Origin of the sequence: Breoghania sp. JC706 (assembly GCF_037026715.1) — a bacterium.
Classification (GTDB): domain Bacteria; phylum Pseudomonadota; class Alphaproteobacteria; order Rhizobiales; family Stappiaceae; genus Breoghania.
This window is the reverse complement of record NZ_JBANCG010000001.1, coordinates 119,968-139,559: the sequence shown is the minus strand read 5'-3', so window position 1 is coordinate 139,559 and position 19,592 is coordinate 119,968. Positions and strand designations below refer to the sequence as shown.

Below are 19,592 nucleotides of genomic sequence, written 5' to 3'. Positions count from 1 at the left end.
CCAACAGGCATCAAACAGAGGAAGACCCGACATGCGCTCTCCGACCCTGCTGATCGCCGCCGGAGCATTGCTCGCGGCAACAGGCCTCGCCCACGCCGAGGGTGAGCTCAACATCTTCAACTGGGGCGACTACACGAACCCGGATCTCATCAAGAAGTTCGAGGAGAAGTTCGACGTCAAGGTCACGGTGACGGACTACGACTCCAACACCACGGCGCTGACCAAGGTGTCGGCCGGTGGCCATGGTTTCGATATCGTCGTGCCGTCCGCCAACTACGTGCCGATCTTCGTCGAGCAGGGACTGCTCCTGGAGGCGCGGCCCGACCAGATGGAGAATTTCAAGAACGTCTCCAAGCGCTGGCGCGACGTGCCGTGGGATCCGGGCCGTCATTACACCGTGCCGTGGCAGTGGGGCACGACGGGTGTCGCCGTCAACAAGACGGCCTATTCCGGCAACGTGAACACCTCGGCGATCTTCATGGACCCGCCGGAGGAACTCGTCGGCAAGGTCAACGTCATTCCCGAAATGTCGGACGTGATGGCCATGGCGGTCTGGTATGCGGGCGGTGGCGTCTGCACCCAGGACAAGGCGGTGCTGAAGAAGGTGCGCGACCTGCTGGTCGCCGCAAAGCCCAAGTGGATGTCGATGGATTACGGCATGAGCGACAAGCTGTCGAACAACGACGTGCTCGCCTCGGTCAACTGGTCCGGCTCGACTTTCCGCGCGCGCCTCAACAACCCGGACGTGGTCTACGGCTATCCGCAGGAAGGCTATCCGGTGTGGATGGATTCGGTTGCCATCCTCAAGGACGCCAGGAACGTTGAGAACGCGAAGCTGTTCATGAACTTCATCATGGAGCCGGAGAACGCTGCGATGATCTCGGCCTTCGCGCGCTACGCCAACGGCATCGACGGTTCGCAGGAATTCATGCCCGAGAACATGAGGACGGCGCCGGAAGTGAACGTGCCGGAGGAATTTGCGGCCGCCGGCCAGTTCCTGCCGACCTGTCCGCCGGCCGTACAGAAGATGTACACCGCGATCTGGACGGAAGTGATGAAGTGAGAAAGGCGTGCGGGGCCGGAAGGCCCCGCATTCACTCTGACCGCGGTCTTCGACGGGCACTGTTATGACACGCGCGTGGCACCAGAAATGCTGCGTCACATTCGATGTCATTCCCGCGCAGGCGAGAATCCAGCAACCACCGGGTCCAACCCATGAGCACTCGAATTCCTCTCCGGGAGTGCTGGATCCCCGCCTTCGCGGGGATGACAATCGATACCGGGGCGGCGAGCGGTGGCGTACAGGCGATCGCAGGCCTACACCGCCGCCGCCAACTTCCGCACCGCTGCCGCACTTTCCTGCTCAAGCGCCTTCTTCGCCAGAGCCTCGCAATCGGCCCGGCTCAAGCCCTTCAGCGTCAGCTTGAACTCCGCCACATCGGCGGCAGCCATGGAGAACTCGTCGAGGCCGAGACCCAGCAGGATCGGCACGGCCAGCGGATCGCCGGCCATCGCCCCGCACATGCCGATCCAGATGCCGGCCTCGTGCGCGGCTGTAATCGACTTGGCGATCATCGACAGCACCGCCGGGTCGAAGGGGTCGCAGAGCTTCTGCACCTTCGGATTGGCCCGGTCCGACGCCATCACGTATTGCGTCAGATCGTTGGTGCCGATGGAGAAGAAGTCGACGTGGGAGGCCAGAAGCGGGGCCCGTTCGGCGGCCGCCGGCACCTCGATCATGATGCCGACCTCGATCTTGTCATCGAAGGCCTGACCGCGCGTCTTGAGCGCCTCCATGGCCTTCTCGACCGCCGCCTTGCCGGCCGTCACCTCGTCCAGCGTTGAGACGAGCGGGAACATGATACGGACCGGGCCGTGGGCACTGGCGCGCAGGATCGCGGCGAGCTGGGTTTCGAACAGATCCGGCTCGTCGAGCGAGTAGCGGATGCCGCGCCAGCCGAGATTGGGGTTTTCCTCCTCCGGCCGATCCATGTAGGCCACCGGCTTGTCGCCGCCGATATCGACCGTGCGTACGGTCAGCGCCCCGCCTTTGAGGCCTTCGACCATCTGACGGTAGATGTCGTACTGCTCGTCCTCGGACGGGGCCGCCTCGCGGCGCATGAACAGGAATTCGGTGCGCAGCAGCCCGACCTCCTCCGCCCCGCTTTGCGCCACCGCCGCGACTTCCTCCAGCGACGCGAGATTGGCGGCCGCGCGGACGCGTTCGCCGTCCTTCGTCACCGCCGGATCGTCCTTGACGGCTTGCGCTTCGGCGCGGCGCTTCTCAAGCCGTGCGCGCTCGGCTTCGATCTCATCAAGAAGCGCCTTGTCGGGCGCGACCGTCAGTTCAGCCTTGCCGCCGTCGAGCAGCACGTCCGTGCCGTCGGCGATCCCGGTGAGATCGATGCCGAGCCCGAAGACGACCGGGATCGGCAGACCGCTTGCCAGGATGCCGGCATGCGAGGTCTTGCCGCCAAAGGCAGAGGCGATGCCCAGCACCTTGTCCGGCTCCAGCGTGAGCACGTCGGAAGGGCGCAGGTCATCGAAGGCGAGGATCGCCGCCTCCGTTGCGCCCGTCCCCTCGCCTGCCTCGCCGGACAGATGACGCAGGACCCGCAAGCCGACATCGATGACGTCCTCGCCGCGCGCCTTCAGGATCGGATCGGCAAGGCCGCGATAGGATTTGGAGAGATCGGCCACCGCATCGCGCCACAGGGAACCGGCCGACACGCCGCGCTCGCGGATGCCCGTCTCCACCGGCTCGGTCAGCGCCGGGTCGTGCAGGAAGGCGATGTGGGCATCGAAGATCTTGCGGTCATAGGCAGCGATGCCGTCGCCCTTGGCGTCAAGCGCCGCGCGAAGCTCGTCTTCGGAGGCGGCAAGCGCCGCATGGAAACGCTCGATCTCGCCGTCCTTGTCCGCGACCTCCGTCGCCTCCACCGCATCGGGCAGCGCCCGGCGGATCTGGCGGATCGGACCGTGGGCGAAGCCCTTGGCGATGGTCGCGCCGTTAAGCTTGCCGGAGGTGATGGCTTTCGCCTGAGGCGCGGCCTCGGCTTCCTGCTCCGGTTCGCCGTCCGGCACATCGGGCGCGCGTTCCGCCTCGCCGAAATTGGAGGAAACGAGGTCCTCGACCGCCGCGAAGAGATCGTCGGCGACCGACGGCTCTGCGGAAAGCCGGATCACATCGTTGCCGCCGACTTCAGACAGCATGACGCCGTTGATCGACTTGGCGTTGGCGGCCGGTTTCTTTTTCGTGAGATTGGTGATGCGGACCGAACCGTCGAAGCGGTTCACCGTCTGGACGAACAGCGCGGCCGGGCGGGCATGCAGGCCGTGGACGGTCTTGATGCGGAATTCGCGCGCGGCCCCTTCTTCGCCCGCCGTCTCCGGCGCGGCTTCGGCACCACCTGCGCCATCCACGAAAGGACGCGCGGCTTCGCGCGCCTCCGCGATGGCCGCCTCCATGTCGCCGCCGGACGCGATCTGCACGGTCGCGGCCAGCACGCCCTCGACCAGCGGGGCATCGCACAGCCGAACCTTTTCGCGTTCCTCGTCGTCGAGCAGGTCGAGCGCCATTTCCGCGTTGAGCTTTGCAGAGCCCAGATCGGAGAAGACGAGGACGCCGTCGTCGCTCATCACCTCCTGGATCGCTTCCATGATGCGGATGGCGTCAGTCCCCAAAGGGGCATCGGGATCATCGATGCCGCCGGCCGACGCGATGGGCACAGGTTCCTGGCTCATCGCGTCGGCAAGCTCCTTCAGACCGTCGGAAAGCAGCTTCGAATGCGAGACGATCACGATACCGATCATCAGGCAGCCTCGTTCTGCGCGTCCGCGAGCGCCTTGACGATCATGTAGCTCGAGGTGGCGCCTGGGTCCTGATGATCCCTGGACCGCTCGCCGAGATAGCTGGCACGCCCCTTCTTGGCGATCAACGGGATCGTGTCCTTCATGCCCTGCTCGGCCGCCGCCACGGCAGCCTTGAGGCCGGCATCGAGGTCTCCGGCCTTGCGGAAGGCCTCCGCCGCCGGCACCAGCGCATCCAGCATGGTCTTTTCCCCGGCCTCCGCCTTGCCGCGCATCTTCACGCCCGCGACCGCGTCGTCGAAGAACTGCGCCAGCTCGTCAAAGCCGATCTCAGACTTGCCCATGAGCGGCTTGGAGCCTTGCAGGAACATCGTGCCATAGAGCGGCCCGGCGGCGCCGCCGACCTTGGAGATCAAGGCCATCGACACCGCCTTCAAAAGCGCTCCGATGTCATCGCCCTCGGGCAACTTCTCGACCACGGCCTTGTAGCCGCGGTCCATGTTGTTGCCGTGGTCGGCATCGCCGATGGCTGAATCGAGTTCCGTCAGATAGGTCCGGTTCTCGGCCATCACCGCAGCCGTCTTTTCGATCCACTTGCGAACGGTGGCACCGGTAAGCACTTCTGCCATTTTTATCAGACTCCCCAACGAAGCGCCGGCGTCTTGACGGGAGCGTCGTAAAGGCGGAGCAACTCGTCATCGACCTTCAAAAGCGTGATCGACATGCCCGCCATTTCCAGCGACGTGATGTAGTTGCCGACCAGATTGCGGACGATCTTCACGCCATGGCTCCCGGCCACTTCGGCCAGCTTGTTGTACACAGTGTAGAGTTCGGACACGGGCGTGCCGCCCATGCCGTTGACGAGGGCGATGACCTCGTCGCCCTTCTGGAATGTGATGTCGGTGAGCTCGGTGTCCACCCAGTCGCCCGTCTCCACATCCCATTCCGACAGCTTGCGCGTGTAGGCCTCGTCCTCGAAGATGTGCCGGCACAAGGTCTCGGTGATCTCGTCGGCCGACTTGATCTTGGTCCGTTCCACGCCGGGCTCGCCGTGGATGCCGATGCCGATCTCGATCTCGTCCTCGGCAAGTTCGAAGCTGGGCGTGCCGTTCTGCGGCGTCGTGCACGGCGTCAGCGCCATGCCCATGGACTTGCCGTGGATGTTCACCTTCTTGCAAAGGGCGGCGAGCTTGTCGAGGTCATAGCCTTCGAGCGAGGCCGCGCCGCAGATCTTCTCCGCAAGCACGGTGGTGCCGAGGCCGCGGCGACCGGCGGTGTAGAGCGAATCCTTCAGCGCCACATCGTCATCGATGATGATGTTGCGCACTTCGATGCCATCGTCGCGCAGCATGTCGGCGGCCATCTGGAAGTTCAGCACGTCGCCGGTGTAGTTCTTGACGATCTGCAGGATGCCCTTGCCGCCGTTGATCGCCTTGCCAGCCTCGTACATCTGGTCGGGCGTGGGCGAGGTGAAGACCGGGCCGGGGCACGCCGCATCGAGCATGCCCTGGCCCACGAATCCGCCATGCAGCGGCTCGTGGCCGGAACCGCCGCCGGACATGACGGCGACGCGATCCTTCACGCCGCCGGCCACGCAGACGAAATTCGGATCGAAATGAACCTCGATCTCGGGATGGGCGGCGCCGAACCCCTTGAGCTGTTCAACGACCACGTCTTCGGCATTGTTGATGAGCTTTTTCATCGAGGCTTCTCCTAATTGGACGTTTCGTCCGTGTCATAGGCTTCGAACACGAACTTGTAGTAGCCGCGGTAGAAGGCACCGGCGACGAGACCGCCGACGATCGTGGAGACGGTGGGGATCCACCAGCCGCCGCGCGGACCGGGCAGAGCCATCTCCCCCCAGCCGAAGAAGTAGGACATCACCCGCGGCCCGAGATCGCGTGCCGGGTTCATCGCGGTCATCGAGATCGGCGCCTCGTAGGCGACAAGCGCCGCGACCAGCAGGCCGATGAAGAACGGGGCGAGATTGGCCGCGGGCGCCGCGGTGTTGTGGGGATCGGTCAGGTAGAGGACGCCGAAGACCAGAATGGCGGTGGTGAAGGCTTCCGACAGGAACCATTTCGTGAGCGACACCTGCGCGAAGGCCTCCGGGGTCGTTCCGAAGAACGCCGGATTCGGTGCATAGGTTCCAAAGCCCATGCCGGAAAGCTGGCTGCCCGGCTGACCGCGAACGATTTCCTTGCCCGCCTCGAAGACGGTGATGATGTCGGCATAGAACCAGTAGATGGCGGCGGCCGCCAGCATGGCGCCGATGAACTGGGCGATGATGTAGGGGGCGACCTTGGACCAGGGGAAGCCCATGAAGACCGCCATGGTGATGGTGACGGCGGGATTGATGTGGCCGCCGGTCATTTTCGCCGACACGTAGACGCCGAAGGCGACGCCCAAGGCGAACATCATGGATACCGGCCAGAGACTGAGACCTCCCGTCCAGACCGAAACGGCGACCGACCCGACGCCAAACAGAACAAGAATGAACGTGCCGAGCCCTTCGGCAGCCATCTCGCTGACTATTCCTCGTTTCATTATGGTTCTCCTCACACTTGCCGGCAGCGGCCCCGATTATCGGGGTGGGTGCAGTTGGGGCCGGGTCATTCACGAAACCGGAGCACCGCGTTGGCCTTGTCAGGGGCGGAAACCGGATTTCGTCGCGAACCTTGTCAGCTGCCGAAACGGAAGTGAGCCCAACACAAACCCCCGCATTCGGCAAAATGCGCATGTGCGGCATTCTGTCGCACACTCGAGAAAACGGCGGAACAGTGGCATTTTTGCAGCGCAACACAACAGTTGACGATAGGGCAGTTTTGTTGCCTCGAATTCCGTTTAACGAATTATTCCGCTGCGTTACGTCCGCAACCGGACGTGAATCGCGAGCCGCGAGTGTCACCTGCCCTCAGTGAGCGCCCGCCGCCGGCTCCAGTCTCTCCTTTCAAGCCGAATACGAAGAACACAAAGAAATCCAGCGCCATCAATAAGCTTTTCTGCCTCACTCCACTGAACCGAGAATTCCGTCCATCCGATTGGCCGATCGGCATAGCGTTTTTCGGGCATTCGTTCATGCAAGCTTCACAGGATTTAATTTCTCTTTTCATACCATAATGTTACGAGATCATATCGTTATAATTTGCATGAAACCGACCTGTTGGCGGTTGAATTACGATCTCCGACTGGTAATCTCCGAAAAATCTTGGGTTCAGAGCGCAATTGCAGGCCTCCATTGACGGTAGGTCCACCGCCAGACCTGCCCGAGCGGATGCGAAATCGGCCGGCTGCGTTCGCCCCCTTGATGTCTGGTCCGTTCCCGCAGGCGCGCAGCCGATGCAGGAACACTCCCCTCAGCGTCTCACGCGCTCAATGACCGGGCCCGCGACAGGACGACATTCCCGCTTCGACCACCGGCCCCGCCGGTGGCCGGTGGCTGCGCACAACGCGTGTCACCGGGCGCCAATACAGGTTCAAAGAGGAGACCTTCCACATGCGCACTGCGTACGCATCGCGAAACGCCGAACTTGAATTGGACGAACAGGCCTACGGTCAGGATCCGACCGCCGATCGCGAAACCGATCTCTATCGCGGCGAATACATCATGTCCTTCGTGGAAAAGTGGGACGAGCTGATCGACTGGGACGCACGCGCGGAGAGCGAGGGCCAGTTCTTCATCGACGTGCTGCGCGCCCGCGGCAAGGAGACGGTGCTGGACGTGGCCACCGGCACCGGCTTCCATTCCGTGCGCCTCACCCGCTCCGGCTTCAACGTGACGTCTGCCGACGGTTCGGCCGCGATGCTCGCCAAGGCTTTCGAAAACGGCCAGAAGCGCGGCATGATCCTGAAGACGGTGCAGGCCGACTGGCGCTGGCTGAACCGCGATATCCAGGGCAAGTACGACGCCATCATCTGCCTCGGCAATTCCTTCACCCACCTGCACGAGGAAAAGGACCGCCGCCGGGCGCTCGCCGAGTTCTACGCCGCTCTGAAGCACGACGGCATCCTGATCATCGACCAGCGCAACTACGACGCCATGCTCGACCACGGCTTCACCACCAAGCACAAATATTATTATGCAGGCGACAAGGTGAAGGCGGAGCCAGACTATATCGACGAGGGGCTGGCGCGCTTCAAATACAGCTTCCCCGATGGGGCCGAGTACACGCTCAACATGTGCCCGATCCGAAAGAACTACATGCGCAGGCTGCTCTCCGAGGCGGGCTTCGAGCGCGTGCGGACCTACGGCGACTTCCAGGAAACCTATGCCGAGGAAGATCCCGATTTCTTCATCCACATCGCGGAGAAATCGAGCCTGCACATGGTGCGCTGGGGCGGCGGCGCGCTCGCCGAGGGCGAGAACGACATCCGCGAGGTGGCCGAAAGCTATTACGACAGCGACGACGCCGACACCTTCTACAGTCTCGTGTGGGGCGGCCAGGACCTGCATGTCGGCATCTACGACACCACCAGGAACATCCGCGAGGCCTCCGACCTGACCATCGACGCGATGGTCGGCATGCTGCCGAACTTGGGGCCGGACGCGAAGATCCTCGACATCGGCTCCGGCTATGGCGGCGCGATGCGCAAGGTGGTGGGCGAGAACGGCGGCTCCGCCACCTGCCTCAACATCTCCGAGGTCCAGAACGACACCAACCGGCACCGCAACCGCCAGAAGGGCTTTGCAGACCGGATCAGCGTCGTGCATGGCGTTTTCGAGGACATTCCGGAAAAGCCCGGCACCTTCGACGTGGTGTGGAGCCAGGACGCGATCCTGCATTCCGATCAGCGCCAGCAGGTGCTCGCCGAGGTCTTCCGGGTGCTGAAACCCGGCGGATATTTCATCTTCACCGACCCGATGCAGGCCGACGACGCGGACCCCAAGGCGTTGCAACCCGTCTACGACCGCCTTCAGCTCAACAGCCTCGGCTCGCCGCGTTTCTACCGCGAGGCAGCCGAAGCGCTGGGTTTCGAGACGATCGAACAACGCGACATGGTCGACCAGCTGCGCACCCACTACTTCCGGGTTCGCGAGGAACTCATGACCAATTACGACAAGCTGCGCGCCGAGGGCGCCTCGGCCGAGTACCTCAACAAGATGGCCGACGGCCTGCAGTCGTGGGTCGATGCCGCCGATGCGGGCAATCTCGCCTGGGGCATCCAGCTCTTCCGCAAGCCCGAATAATCCACCGCCTGGGGGAGCCGGCCGCGCCGCTCCCCCTTTTCCTATCGCGCGCCCGCCGGCGCGCGACTGCATGCACGCGTCAAGCGCGGCAGCGGACAAGATCAATCAACCGAGGGAGTTCGCCACATGGCGCAGAAATCCTGGCTCTTCACGAGTGAATCCGTTTCCGAGGGCCACCCGGACAAGGTGTGCGACCGCATCTCCGACACCATTCTCGACGCATTTCTCGCCGCCGATCCGCATGCACGCGTGGCCTGCGAGACGCTGACCACCACCAATCACGTTTCCATCGCCGGCGAAGTTCGCGGCCCCGAAGCGGTGCTGAAGACCGTCGACGATCTGGTCCGCGAAGCGGTGCGCGACATCGGCTACGAGCAAGACGGCTTCAACTGGAAGACGCTGGAGATCGTCAACCGCCTGCACCAGCAGTCGGCCGATATCGCCATGGGCGTGGACGAGGGCGACAAGGGCGAGGAAGGCGCCGGCGACCAGGGCATCATGTTCGGCTATGCCTGCAACGAGACGGAAGAGCTGATGCCGGCCCCGATCCAGACCGCGCACCGAATCCTGCGGCTGATGGCCGAGGACCGCAAATCCGGCAAGGAACCCCGGCTTGGCCCCGATTCCAAGAGCCAGGTGACGCTGAAATACGAGAACGGCCGCCCGATCGGCGTCGATGCGGTGGTGGTCTCCACCCAGCACGGCGAGGACGTGGATCAGGAGACGGTGCGCGACATCGTCCTGCCCTATATCCACACGGCGTTTCCCGAAGGCTGGAGCGTTCCGGAAGACCGCATCTACATCAATCCGACCGGGCGCTTCGTGATCGGCGGGCCGGACGGTGACGCTGGCCTCACCGGCCGCAAGATCATCGTCGACACCTATGGCGGCGCGGCTCCGCATGGCGGCGGCGCGTTTTCCGGCAAGGATCCCACCAAGGTCGACCGTTCCGCCGCCTACATCGCGCGCTATCTGGCGAAGAACGTGGTCTCCGCCGGCCTCGCCGATCGCTGCCTGATCCAGCTCGCCTATGCCATCGGCATGCCGGAGCCGGTGGCGGTCTATGTCGACACGCAAGGGACCGGCAAGGTGGACGAGGCCGAGCTTGCCCGGGTGCTGCGCGAGACGGTCCGCCTGACGCCGCGCGGCATCCGCGAGCAGCTGGGTCTCTTGAAGCCGATCTACGCCCGCACGGCCGCCTACGGCCATTTCGGCCGCGCGCCCGATGCCGACGGCGGCTTCGGCTGGGAGCGCACCGACATCGCCGACGATCTCGCCCGCCACTTCGGCGAACGCCGCGACGCGGCCGAATAGCCCGCGATCGATCTTCCCCGACAAATGGCCGCTCCCGGCGCATATCTCCGGGCGCGGCCTTTCGCATTTTCGCACCGACGCCGCCGGCGCGATTGCTTCACGCCAGGCGCACCAAACGGCACTTCATCAGACAAGGCGCGGGAAGGCGGTGGGCCCGGCGAACCTAGAGCATTTTCCGACCAGATTGAGGCAATCTGATCGATAAGAAACCGCTCCAGGACAACGGGCTCATCGAGACGTTCAACAGCAAGCTCCGGGCGGCGTGTTTGAACGCCATTCGTTCATGGACCTCGCGGACGCCCGCGAAAAGCTGGAGAATTGGCCTAGACACTACGATGAGGACTAGCCCCACGGCACGATCCGGTACAAAGTCCTGATCGCGTTGCATTTTTTTCCCAATGGCGCAGGATTTGGTTGGGCGCGCGCGCCAGGGGGTCACTGCGCGCGTTACGAAAAGCGCGATATGGCCATCAATCATTTCCCGCGGATAGGCGCTCGTCCTCGCATCGCCCTTCAGCGCCGCCGCGATCGCATGCCATTCGGGCGCGAAGGCGTCATGAGAATTCATGCGGACCGGCTGCTTCAACCGCTGTCGGACACGTTTGTGAGAGGCGGCTGGATCGCGCGGACCGTATCCTTCTGCAGAACCGGCTACGTCTCGATCCGTCCGGCATCCGTGAACGCATAGCCGACGCCGTAGACCGACTTGATCGGCGGTTCCCTCTGTGACTGACTGGCGATCTTTCTCCGCAGCCGGCTGACGACCGCATCGAGATGACGATTGTCGAACTGGGTCTGGCGACGCGCCAGAAGGCGTGTGAGATCATCGCGCGAACAGGCTTCGCCACCTTTTTGAACAATCGCCTGAAGAAAGGTGAGTTCGGTCGCCGTCAGCTTGATGGCATTGCCGTCCGGTGTCAGAAGATGCCAACGGCGCAGATCCAGCACCCACTCGTCCGCCGCTGGTTCCTCGCCATCTTCCGCGACGCCGACGCGCCTCAGCAGATTCTGGACTGCCGCGGCGATCTCGCGCAAGGGCGCGTGCTTCACCAGATAGACGTCCGCGCCGCTCTCAAAGCCTCTGATCCGGCTTTCCGCATCACCAAGGGCGGTCAGCATGATGATGCCGCAGTCGATCCGGCTCCGAATTTCCCGCGCGAGATCGAAGCCGCCGGCGTCAGGCAAGCCGACATCCAGGATCACGACCTGGGGCATCGTCCCGCAAGCCAGCTCCGATCGCAGCCTGGCCGCCGAGGCGACGCCGCTGGCCTCATATCCGCTGAGGGTCAGGAAATCGACGAGGTCACCGCGCAGCGCCGCTTCGTCCTCGACAATGAGGATACGCGTCATGCTGTCATCGCCTTCCCGGCTTCAAGACCCTGAGACAGGCCCGGCAACGGCAGGTGAACCGTCGCAATCGTCCCCTCCGGCGCACGCGGACCGATAGTCAGTGTCCCGTCGTGGTATTCGAGCAGGCGGCGGCACATGTGGATGCCGAGCCCGGTCCCGGTGGCGGCCTGAGTGTTGGAGGCACGGAAGAAGCGCCGGCCAATATGGGGCAGGTCCGATTTGGGGATCCCGATGCCCTTGTCGGAGACCGAAATCCGCAAGGCTCCGTGTATGACCTCAAGTTCGGTTTCCACCGCCTGATCGTCGGCCGAGTACTTCAGGGCATTATCGACGAGGTTGACCAGAACGCTGAGCAACATGTCGGCATCGCCCCAATATTCCGGCAGCGGGCGTTCGACGACGAATACGAGACGATCGCTGCACCCGATATGGTCGAAGTGACGCTCGACCTCCCCAAGCAGCGCGTCGAAATCGACACGCGTCACCTCTACCACGCTGTCATCCTGGCGTTCCGTGTCGAGAAACCGATCTATCAGCGTGGTCATGCGGCTGGTAGCCTCATCTATGCCGCTCAACCGCTGAGCGACCGCCTCCGTCGGCCTTGCCAGCAGCACGCCGATCATCTCCGTCGCATAGCGGATGATGGCGAGCGGCGTGCGGAACTCGTGGCTGACCATGCGCACGAGCTGGCGCTGCTCGGTTCGCAGTGCCTTTTCCGCGGCGAGACTGTCGGAAAGCTCACCCTCCAGCCGCTGGCGGACTTCCACCTCACGGGCCAGGGCAGCATTGCGATCCATCAACTCTGCCGAAAGCCGCGCGCCGACCATGAAAACCATCCAGACGAAGAAGGCCATGAGGAACAGCGTGCCCTGAAAGAAGTACCATGCGTTGTAGTTCGACAGTACGGGCGCGTTCTCCACCGTCGCCGGATAGAGCTCGGCGAGCGCGCTCTGCAGGAGACTGGCGATCATATACTCCGCCAGAAGGACAACGCCGATCCAATTCAGCACGCGCGGCTGGCTTCTGTCGGCGATCAGCGTCCGGCACATCATCGTCATGACGGTCACCGTAAACAATGTCGAGATATGGATACGGATCTCAAGGGTGTCGGGGAAAAGGATCACCGCCGCGGACCAGGCGACAACCTGAGCCACCACGAGAACCAAGCCGATCCGCAGAAGTCTCGGCTGACCGAGAAACCGCGCCAGTCCCTCCGCCATCAGCACGACGCCGACCTTGATGATTGCATTGTCGAACACAATCCGGAATGCCGACGGGTCTGGCCCGCGCAGAAACAGCAGCAAAAGACCGATCGATATCATCGCAAACGCACCCATGATGAATATCAATTCGTACAGATGCCGCCATGCGCGCCAGATCATGAACCATGCGGCGGCTTGCAGAGTCGCGAGGCAGAGTTCGAGCAAAAGCAGGGTTTTGAGATCGAGCATAGCGTTCTCAATGCCTCGCCGCCGTCAGCCATGCAAGCCAGCATTAAACAAGATAACGACATTCGGCACGAATAGCTGAATGTTTCCGCGTGAGTATGATCGTTCTGTCAGAAATCGTCAGAATTGATCGGAATTGGTAGGTACCGGCTTGCGCCCCTGACTCTGTATTTAGCCCTACGTCAGACCTTTTCGGTTCTGGCAGCCAGTCTTTTGGGGGGTATGCCAATGGGGACGCACGGGACGCCATTTAGCCGGTCAAGTGCGCGAGCACATGGCTCGCGCCGGATTTCATCGTGTCGCGACGCCCGAATTGGCAGGGGTTCCCGCGCTACTCTTGCGATCTTGCTCGCCACGAGCGCCCTCATTCCCGTTTCCGCCCTTGCAGATGGCGCCTTGCCCAGCGGCGGCCAGTTTACCCATGGGTCGGGCACAATTACGCAGTCCGGCTCGACGTTGACGGTCAACCAGACTTCCAATACAGGCGTCGTCAACTGGAACAGCTTCTCCATTGAGGACGGCAACGGAGCCCACTTCGATAACGGGTCGGGCGCGACGCTCAACCGCGTCACCGGCAACATCCAGAGCCGGGTCGATGGCGCGCTGACTGCGACCGGCAGCCTCTATCTGATCAATCCCGCCGGCGTCGTTGTCGGCACCGGCGGCATGATCGCCACCGGCGGCTCCTTCGTCGCCTCCACGCACGACACGACGGATGCCGATTTCCTTGACGGCGGCAACATCACCTTCAAGGGCACAAGCACGGCGAGCGTGCTGAACGCAGGCACGATCACGTCAGCCCAGGGCGATGTGGCGCTGATCGCGCGCTCCGTCACGAACACGGGCGCCCTGTTCGCGCCGAATGGCACGGTTGGCCTCGCGGCCGGTTACGAGATCCTGATGAAGGACGCGGCCGATGCCGACGGGCTGCTGTCGGTGAAGGTCGGCGGCGCGGATACACAAGTCGTCAATTCCGGCACGATAGCGGCCGCGAATGCGGAGATGCGAGCCAATGGGGGCAACGTCTATGCGCTTGCCGGCAACACCGATGCCGTGATCAAGGCGACGGGGGTGACCAGCTCGGGCGGCAGGATCTTCCTGACGGCGGGCGATGCCGGTTCCGTCAAGGCGACAGGACAACTACAGGCCCGGCGCATCGCGGCAAGCGCACCGCCGCTGCCGAGCGCCAAGCCAGCACTCGATGGCGGAGAGATCACGATTGCCGCCGGGAACATCGACCTTTCGGGCGGTATCGATGCGTCGGGCTACGGCGCAGCGACGAATGGCGGCACGGTCACGGTAATCGCGAAGGACACCCTGACCTTTTCGGGAGCGATCGAGGCAAAGGGCGGCGAAGGCGGTTCGGGCGGCTTCGTCGAGACCTCCGGCGCGCATCTCTCCGTCGCCGACAGCGCGCGTGTGACGACGCTGAGCGAGAACGGGGCGGCCGGCACCTGGCTGATCGACCCGAACGACCTGACCATTGCCGCTTCCGGCGGCGATATCACCGGCACGGCGATTTCTGCCAACCTTGCTGGTGGCAACATCACGCTCTCGAGCAATGACGGGGCGACCAGCGGCAATGGCGACATCTTTGTCAACGATGCCATTGCCTGGAGCGCCGACACGACGCTGACGCTCGACGCCGTACGCAACATCGAGATCAACGCCGACATCGCCGCGAGCGGCGCGAGCGCCGGACTGGCGCTCACTTATGGCGGGGACTACAGCTTCGGCGGCGGGACGGTGACCCTGTCCGGCGCCTCCGCCAGCCTCGACATTGGCGGCACGGCCTATACGCTGATCCACGACGTCGACGACCTCCAGGCAATCAACGGCGCCGGCAATTATGCGCTTGCGGAAAACATTGATGCGACCGGAACCGTATCCTGGAACGCCGGTGCCGGCTGGGAGACGATCGGCGGCTTTTCCGGCATCCTCGCGGGCTTGGGCAACAAGATCGACGGGCTGACTCTCAATCGTCCGTGGGATACCTCGGTCGGGATGTTCAGCTCAGCCTCTGGTCGCTTCCGCGATTTCACTCTGTCCAACGTCTCGATCTTGGGCGGCGGAAGCGCCGGCGCTCTGGCCTACCGGATCGAGGGGGGCAAAGGCGTGAGCAATGTCCATGTCACCGGCAGCGTCACTTCCGTTGGCGGCGGTGGCCAGGTCGGCGGCCTGATCGGCTGGATCGATCAGACCCCGATTTCCGGCAGTTCCTCGGCGGCGACGGTGACCGGCTTCGGCGAGGTCGGCGGCCTCGTCGGGCGTCTGCGTGCGGGCAGCATCACCAATTCCTACGCGACGGGGGCCGTCACCGGAACGACCGACTATGTCGGCGGGCTCGTCGGCAGCTCCTATCAGGGCGGAACGCTCACCAACGTCTATGCCAGCGGCAACGTGACCGGAACGACCAATGTCGGCGGCCTCGTCGGCGGCGCTGCCTTCGCCGGCACGGTCACAGCAACCAACGCCTATTGGGATGCCGATTCCACGGGACAAAGCACGAGTTATGCCGGCACCAGCATTAGCAATGCCAATGCTTACACCCAATCGACCTATTCCGGGTTCGACTTCACCAACACCTGGGTGATCGTTCCCGGCGGGTCGCGGCCGATGCTGCGAAGCGAGTATTCGACCTCGATTGCCACGGCGCATCAGCTGCAGCTGATATCGCTGGACCTCAGCGCCGACTACACGCTCGTCGGCGACGTCGATATGACCAGTGCTTTCGTCGCCAATGACGGCGGATATTACGGCGACGTCTGGGACAGCGCGGGTTTCGTGACGATCGGAACCGGCGTCGATCCGTTCACGGGTTCGCTCGACGGTCTTGACCATGAGATCATCGGCCTCACTGTCGACGGTGGTGGGGGCACCTACAAGGGGCTCTTCGGTTCCGTCAACGGAGCAGCCTTCTCCAATCTCAGCCTTGTCAACGCGACGGTCACCGGCGGGGGCTATGTGGGCGCGCTGGCCGGATACGCGCGTGGCGGTTCCACCTTCACCAATGTCCACGCCAGCGGCAGCGTCACCGCGTCGGGCGGCTACACCGGAATGCTGGTCGGATTGCTGGCCGGCAGCAGCATGGCCTATTCGTCGTCCTCGGGCTCGGTCACGGCGCTGGATACGGCAGGCAATGCCGGTGGGCTGGTCGGTCAGCTCAGCTCGACCGCGACACTCGATCAGGTCTTCTCCACGGCGAACGTGCGCGGCAACAAGAATCTCGGCGGTCTGGTCGGCACAAGCCAGGGTGCAATTTCCAATGCCTATGCCATGGGCTCGGTCACCGGCGTCGCCAGCGGCGGCTCGCCGGCACAGGCGATCGGAGCGCTGGTCGGCATCCAGGCGGGCGGTTCCATCACCAGTTCCTTCGCCACCGGCTATGTCAGTGGGGCGAACGATCGCGGGGGGCTCGTGGGCGCCAACCCGAGCAACGTCACGAACAGCTACTGGGACAAGGAAACGACTGGCACGCCGACCGACGCCGGAGGTACGGCTGCGACGACCGCGGAACTCCAGGGCACCTTGCCGACGGGGTTCGACAACGCGATCTGGGGGATCGGCGAGAACCTCTATCCGTACCTGAAGTGGCAGTTCGCTTCGACGCCTGTCGCGGTCTCGGGCAAGGCCTACAGCGATGCCGGCAGCACGGTTCTGGCCGGCGTGGACGTCAGCGCGATCTCTGGCGGCAGCCTGCTGGGAACCGCCACCACCGGGGCCAACGGCTACTACTACATCCTCTCCGCGCCGGGCTCCATCGACGCTGCCGGGGCGCTTGCCTACTTCGATGGCGAGAGCAGCCAGGCAGCAACCTATAGCGACCGGGTGACCGCGACCGGGGTCTCCGGCGCGGACATCTGGAACAACACCTTCCGGATTGCGACGGACGCTGCCACCTTGAGCAGCGTTTCCACGGCGCTGCAGACGACGATCGGCTCTCTCAGCGACGTTGATCTGGATTTCATCAACAATATACCGGGCTCCGTGCTGAGGTCGGATGGAAACGGCAAGAGCCTCGACATCGTTCTGGATGCCAGCTCCGATCTCTCGCTCGACTTGAACATGTATGCCGGTGGTGGGCTGACGGTTTCCACCGGCGGCACCTTCTCCGTTGACAAAAGCCTGATGACCCTGTGGGCCGTGAATGGCGACCTGACAGTGAATGGTGACGTGGCCTGGGGCAACAGCTATGCCCTCAACCTCTATGCAGATACCAGCAACACGTCGATCACGATCAACGGATCGGTGACGGCCGCCAACGGCACGCTCGACGTCGAGCGGACGGGTGCTGCCGGGAACGTTGCCGCAACGGCGACCGGTGCCATCAATGTCGGAAGGTTCGTTACCGATACGAACTGGACGCAGATCGGCAGTAATCTTCCGGCCTTCTACGCCGGCGATTTCCGGATCGACGGTGCACAATTCATCCGCGCGCTCGGCGGCGACGGTTCGTCGGCAGATCCCTATCAGCTCACCGATGTCTACGGCTTGCAGGGCATGGGATCGAGTGGCCTTCTCGCCAATTCCTTCGTGCTTGCCAACGACATCGACGCCTCAGGCACGTCCGGCTGGAACAGTGGCGCCGGCTTTGACCCGATCGGCACGTTCAGTGGCGTCCTTGATGGCCAGGGGCACACGATTTCCGGCCTGACGATACATCGCGACGCGGAAAATTCCGTCGGTCTCTTCAGCCTGTTGTCCGGAACAGTGTCCGATATCGGCCTCCTCGGCGGCGACATCGAAGGCGGTGGCGACAGTGGCGCGCTTGTCGGAACCGTCAATGCTTCGGGCGTTGTGACGCGCAGCTACTCAAGCGCCGCGGTCTCCGGCAGCGACAACTTCATCGGTGGGCTCGTCGGGCATAATTACGGTTCGATCTCGCTCTCGTTTGCCTCCGGCGCCGTTACCAGCACGGCGTCGTCGGCCGGCGGCTTTGTCGGGGTGAATGAGGGGACCATCTCCAATTCCTACGCGACGGGCGCCGTCATCGCCGACAACTATGCCGGCGGCTTCGCAGGCGGCAATCGGGGGACGCTGGAGCACGTCTATTCCACCGGCCTTGTGTCTGGCGCCGGCACCAAGGGCGGCCTGACGCCCTACAATTCCGGAACGATCACGGCAGCCTTCTGGAACACGGAGACCTCGGGCACGTCGAGCGGCTACGGGACGGGGCTGACCACGGCTCAGCTTCATTCGCTTTCGACCTTTGCCGATGCTGGCTTCGACATCGACGACGCGGGCGGAACGGGCGCGGTCTGGCGCATTTACGATGGGTATACGGCACCGCTGCTGCGCACCTTCATGACCGGTCTGACGGTTACCGGCGGCGAAGGTACCAAGACCTATGACGGCAGCGCGACGAGCACAGACGTCGGCACGCTCACTTATGATCCGACGAGCTACGACAGCAGCCTGTTGCTCGGCAGCGCGTTCTACACCGCATCGAGTGCCGATGCCGACAGCTACTCCGGCGCCAACCTCACGCTCAGCGGGCTTTATTCGACCCAGTTCGGCTACGATCTGACGCTGGACGCCGGCGCGTTGACCGTGAACAAGGCGAGCCTTTCGGTCACGGCCCACGCCCTGTCCAAGACCTATGGCCAGAGCGACCCGGCGCTGACCTACACCTATTCCGGCCTCGTTGGCGGTGACGACGCCTCGGTCTTCTCCGGAGCGTTGACACGCGACAGCGGCGAGAACGCCAGGACATACGCCATCTCCCAAGGCGATCTTTCGGCCGGCGGCAACTATGCGATCAGCTTTACCGGCGCCAACTTCACTATCAACAAGGCAGTGTTGACGGTTAACGCGAACGCCCTGAGCAAGACCTATGGCGATGCCAACCCGACGCTCACCTTCGGCTACAGCGGCCTTGCCGGCGGCGACGACGCTTCCGTGTTTTCCGGAGCCTTGGACACGTTGGTCGACAAGACGACAGGCATCGGTGCCTACGCCATCACGCAAGGCACCCTCTCGGCCGGCGGCAACTATACGATCGATTACACCGGCGCGAACCTGACGGTGAACGCGCGCGCCATCACCGTAAAAGCTGATGATATCGCGCGTCTGCAAGGCGACCCCAATCCGCCCCTGACCTGGACGATGACGAGTGGCGATCTCGTCAACGGCGATACTCTCAGCGGCACGCTGGAAACCGTGGCAGACATGAATTCCGCCGCAGGAGACTACGACATCACCCAGGGCACGTTGGCCGCGACCTCGAACTATGATCTGAGCTTCGATGCCGGCACGTTGACCGTCAACGCCAAGGCCCTCCCGCCGACGGGCCCGGAATATCCGGCGCCACCGCAGACCTTCGAGAGCAATGCACCACGGCTTGATACGCCGGATACCGGCGGCACGGAACTGCGCTTCTGCAGTGTCGGCGTGGTCGGATCGGATGCCGCGAACGTGGTCTATCCCTGCAACCGGTCGTTCGGGTCCTGGCTTTCGGCGGCCGCCCAATGAACCGGATGCGG

Annotated in this window: 11 protein-coding genes; 4 read left to right on the top strand and 7 right to left on the bottom strand. The window is 63.6% G+C overall.

Features of this window, described 5'->3' with window-relative positions; all coding sequences use genetic code 11:
* The first annotated feature begins 31 nt into the window (after window positions 1–31).
* Entirely contained in the window at window positions 32–1,063 is a 1,032-nt protein-coding gene (locus V2L18_RS00640) for an extracellular solute-binding protein (protein ID WP_336175732.1), read from the top strand.
* A gap of 254 nt (window positions 1,064–1,317) precedes the next feature.
* Here V2L18_RS00640 and ptsP read toward each other — a convergent pair whose 3' ends face one another.
* Genes ptsP through V2L18_RS00620 form a run of 4 tightly spaced genes read right to left on the bottom strand, consistent with a single transcriptional unit; the run spans window position 1,318 to window position 6,357 of the window.
* Window positions 1,318–3,813: a phosphoenolpyruvate--protein phosphotransferase gene (gene ptsP / locus V2L18_RS00635; protein WP_336175730.1), complete on the bottom strand. Its 2,496-nt coding sequence runs from the start codon at window positions 3,811–3,813 to the stop codon at window positions 1,318–1,320.
* The gene (gene dhaL / locus V2L18_RS00630; protein WP_336175728.1) at window positions 3,813–4,439 is read right to left on the bottom strand and encodes a dihydroxyacetone kinase subunit DhaL; all 627 of its coding nucleotides are present in this window, start codon (window positions 4,437–4,439) and stop codon (window positions 3,813–3,815) included. The genes ptsP and dhaL overlap by 1 nt, the downstream gene beginning before the upstream one ends.
* Window positions 4,440–4,444: 5 nt before the next feature.
* A complete protein-coding gene (dhaK, locus tag V2L18_RS00625) occupies window positions 4,445–5,512 on the bottom strand; it encodes a dihydroxyacetone kinase subunit DhaK (RefSeq protein WP_336175726.1) in 1,068 nt (355 codons plus the stop codon).
* An 11-nt stretch (window positions 5,513–5,523) separates the two neighbouring features.
* Window positions 5,524–6,357 (bottom strand): MIP/aquaporin family protein, encoded by an 834-nt coding sequence (locus V2L18_RS00620; protein WP_336175724.1) that lies wholly within the window; start codon window positions 6,355–6,357, stop codon window positions 5,524–5,526.
* Window positions 6,358–7,306: 949 nt separating this feature from the next.
* On the opposite strand from V2L18_RS00620, the gene V2L18_RS00615 reads away from it, so the two are divergent.
* Entirely contained in the window at window positions 7,307–8,998 is a 1,692-nt protein-coding gene (locus V2L18_RS00615) for a methyltransferase domain-containing protein (protein ID WP_336175722.1), read from the top strand.
* A gap of 126 nt (window positions 8,999–9,124) precedes the next feature.
* Window positions 9,125–10,312, top strand: coding sequence for a methionine adenosyltransferase (gene metK / locus V2L18_RS00610; protein WP_336175720.1), 1,188 nt, complete (start codon window positions 9,125–9,127; stop codon window positions 10,310–10,312).
* 163 nt (window positions 10,313–10,475) lie between these two features.
* Here metK and V2L18_RS00605 read toward each other — a convergent pair whose 3' ends face one another.
* The 3 genes from V2L18_RS00605 to V2L18_RS00595 form a co-directional block, all read right to left on the bottom strand.
* On the bottom strand, window positions 10,476–10,880 hold the full coding sequence (locus V2L18_RS00605; protein ID WP_336175718.1) for a hypothetical protein: 405 nt from the start codon (window positions 10,878–10,880) through the stop codon (window positions 10,476–10,478).
* Between the two features lie 83 nt (window positions 10,881–10,963).
* Window positions 10,964–11,662 (bottom strand): response regulator transcription factor, encoded by a 699-nt coding sequence (locus V2L18_RS00600; protein WP_336175717.1) that lies wholly within the window; start codon window positions 11,660–11,662, stop codon window positions 10,964–10,966.
* A complete protein-coding gene (locus V2L18_RS00595; RefSeq protein WP_336175716.1) occupies window positions 11,659–13,113 on the bottom strand; it encodes a HAMP domain-containing sensor histidine kinase in 1,455 nt (484 codons plus the stop codon). The genes V2L18_RS00600 and V2L18_RS00595 overlap by 4 nt, the downstream gene beginning before the upstream one ends.
* Window positions 13,114–13,455: 342 nt before the next feature.
* On the opposite strand from V2L18_RS00595, the gene V2L18_RS00590 reads away from it, so the two are divergent.
* Window positions 13,456–19,581, top strand: coding sequence for an MBG domain-containing protein (locus V2L18_RS00590; RefSeq protein ID WP_336175714.1), 6,126 nt, complete (start codon window positions 13,456–13,458; stop codon window positions 19,579–19,581).
* Window positions 19,582–19,592 lie beyond the last annotated feature (11 nt).

Excerpts from the sequence above, each read along its gene's own strand:
- V2L18_RS00595 (WP_336175716.1), bottom strand. The coding sequence starts at position 13,113 with ATGCTCGATCTCAAAACCCTGCTTTTGCTCGAACTCTGCCTCGCGACT.
- metK (WP_336175720.1), top strand. The coding sequence starts at position 9,125 with ATGGCGCAGAAATCCTGGCTCTTCACGAGTGAATCCGTTTCCGAGGGC.
- V2L18_RS00620 (WP_336175724.1), bottom strand. The coding sequence starts at position 6,357 with ATGAAACGAGGAATAGTCAGCGAGATGGCTGCCGAAGGGCTCGGCACG.
- dhaK (WP_336175726.1), bottom strand. The coding sequence starts at position 5,512 with ATGAAAAAGCTCATCAACAATGCCGAAGACGTGGTCGTTGAACAGCTC.
- dhaL (WP_336175728.1), bottom strand. The coding sequence starts at position 4,439 with ATGGCAGAAGTGCTTACCGGTGCCACCGTTCGCAAGTGGATCGAAAAG.
- V2L18_RS00640 (WP_336175732.1), top strand. The coding sequence starts at position 32 with ATGCGCTCTCCGACCCTGCTGATCGCCGCCGGAGCATTGCTCGCGGCA.
- ptsP (WP_336175730.1), bottom strand. The coding sequence starts at position 3,813 with ATGATCGGTATCGTGATCGTCTCGCATTCGAAGCTGCTTTCCGACGGT.
- V2L18_RS00605 (WP_336175718.1), bottom strand. The coding sequence starts at position 10,880 with ATGAATTCTCATGACGCCTTCGCGCCCGAATGGCATGCGATCGCGGCG.
- V2L18_RS00615 (WP_336175722.1), top strand. The coding sequence starts at position 7,307 with ATGCGCACTGCGTACGCATCGCGAAACGCCGAACTTGAATTGGACGAA.
- V2L18_RS00600 (WP_336175717.1), bottom strand. The coding sequence starts at position 11,662 with ATGACGCGTATCCTCATTGTCGAGGACGAAGCGGCGCTGCGCGGTGAC.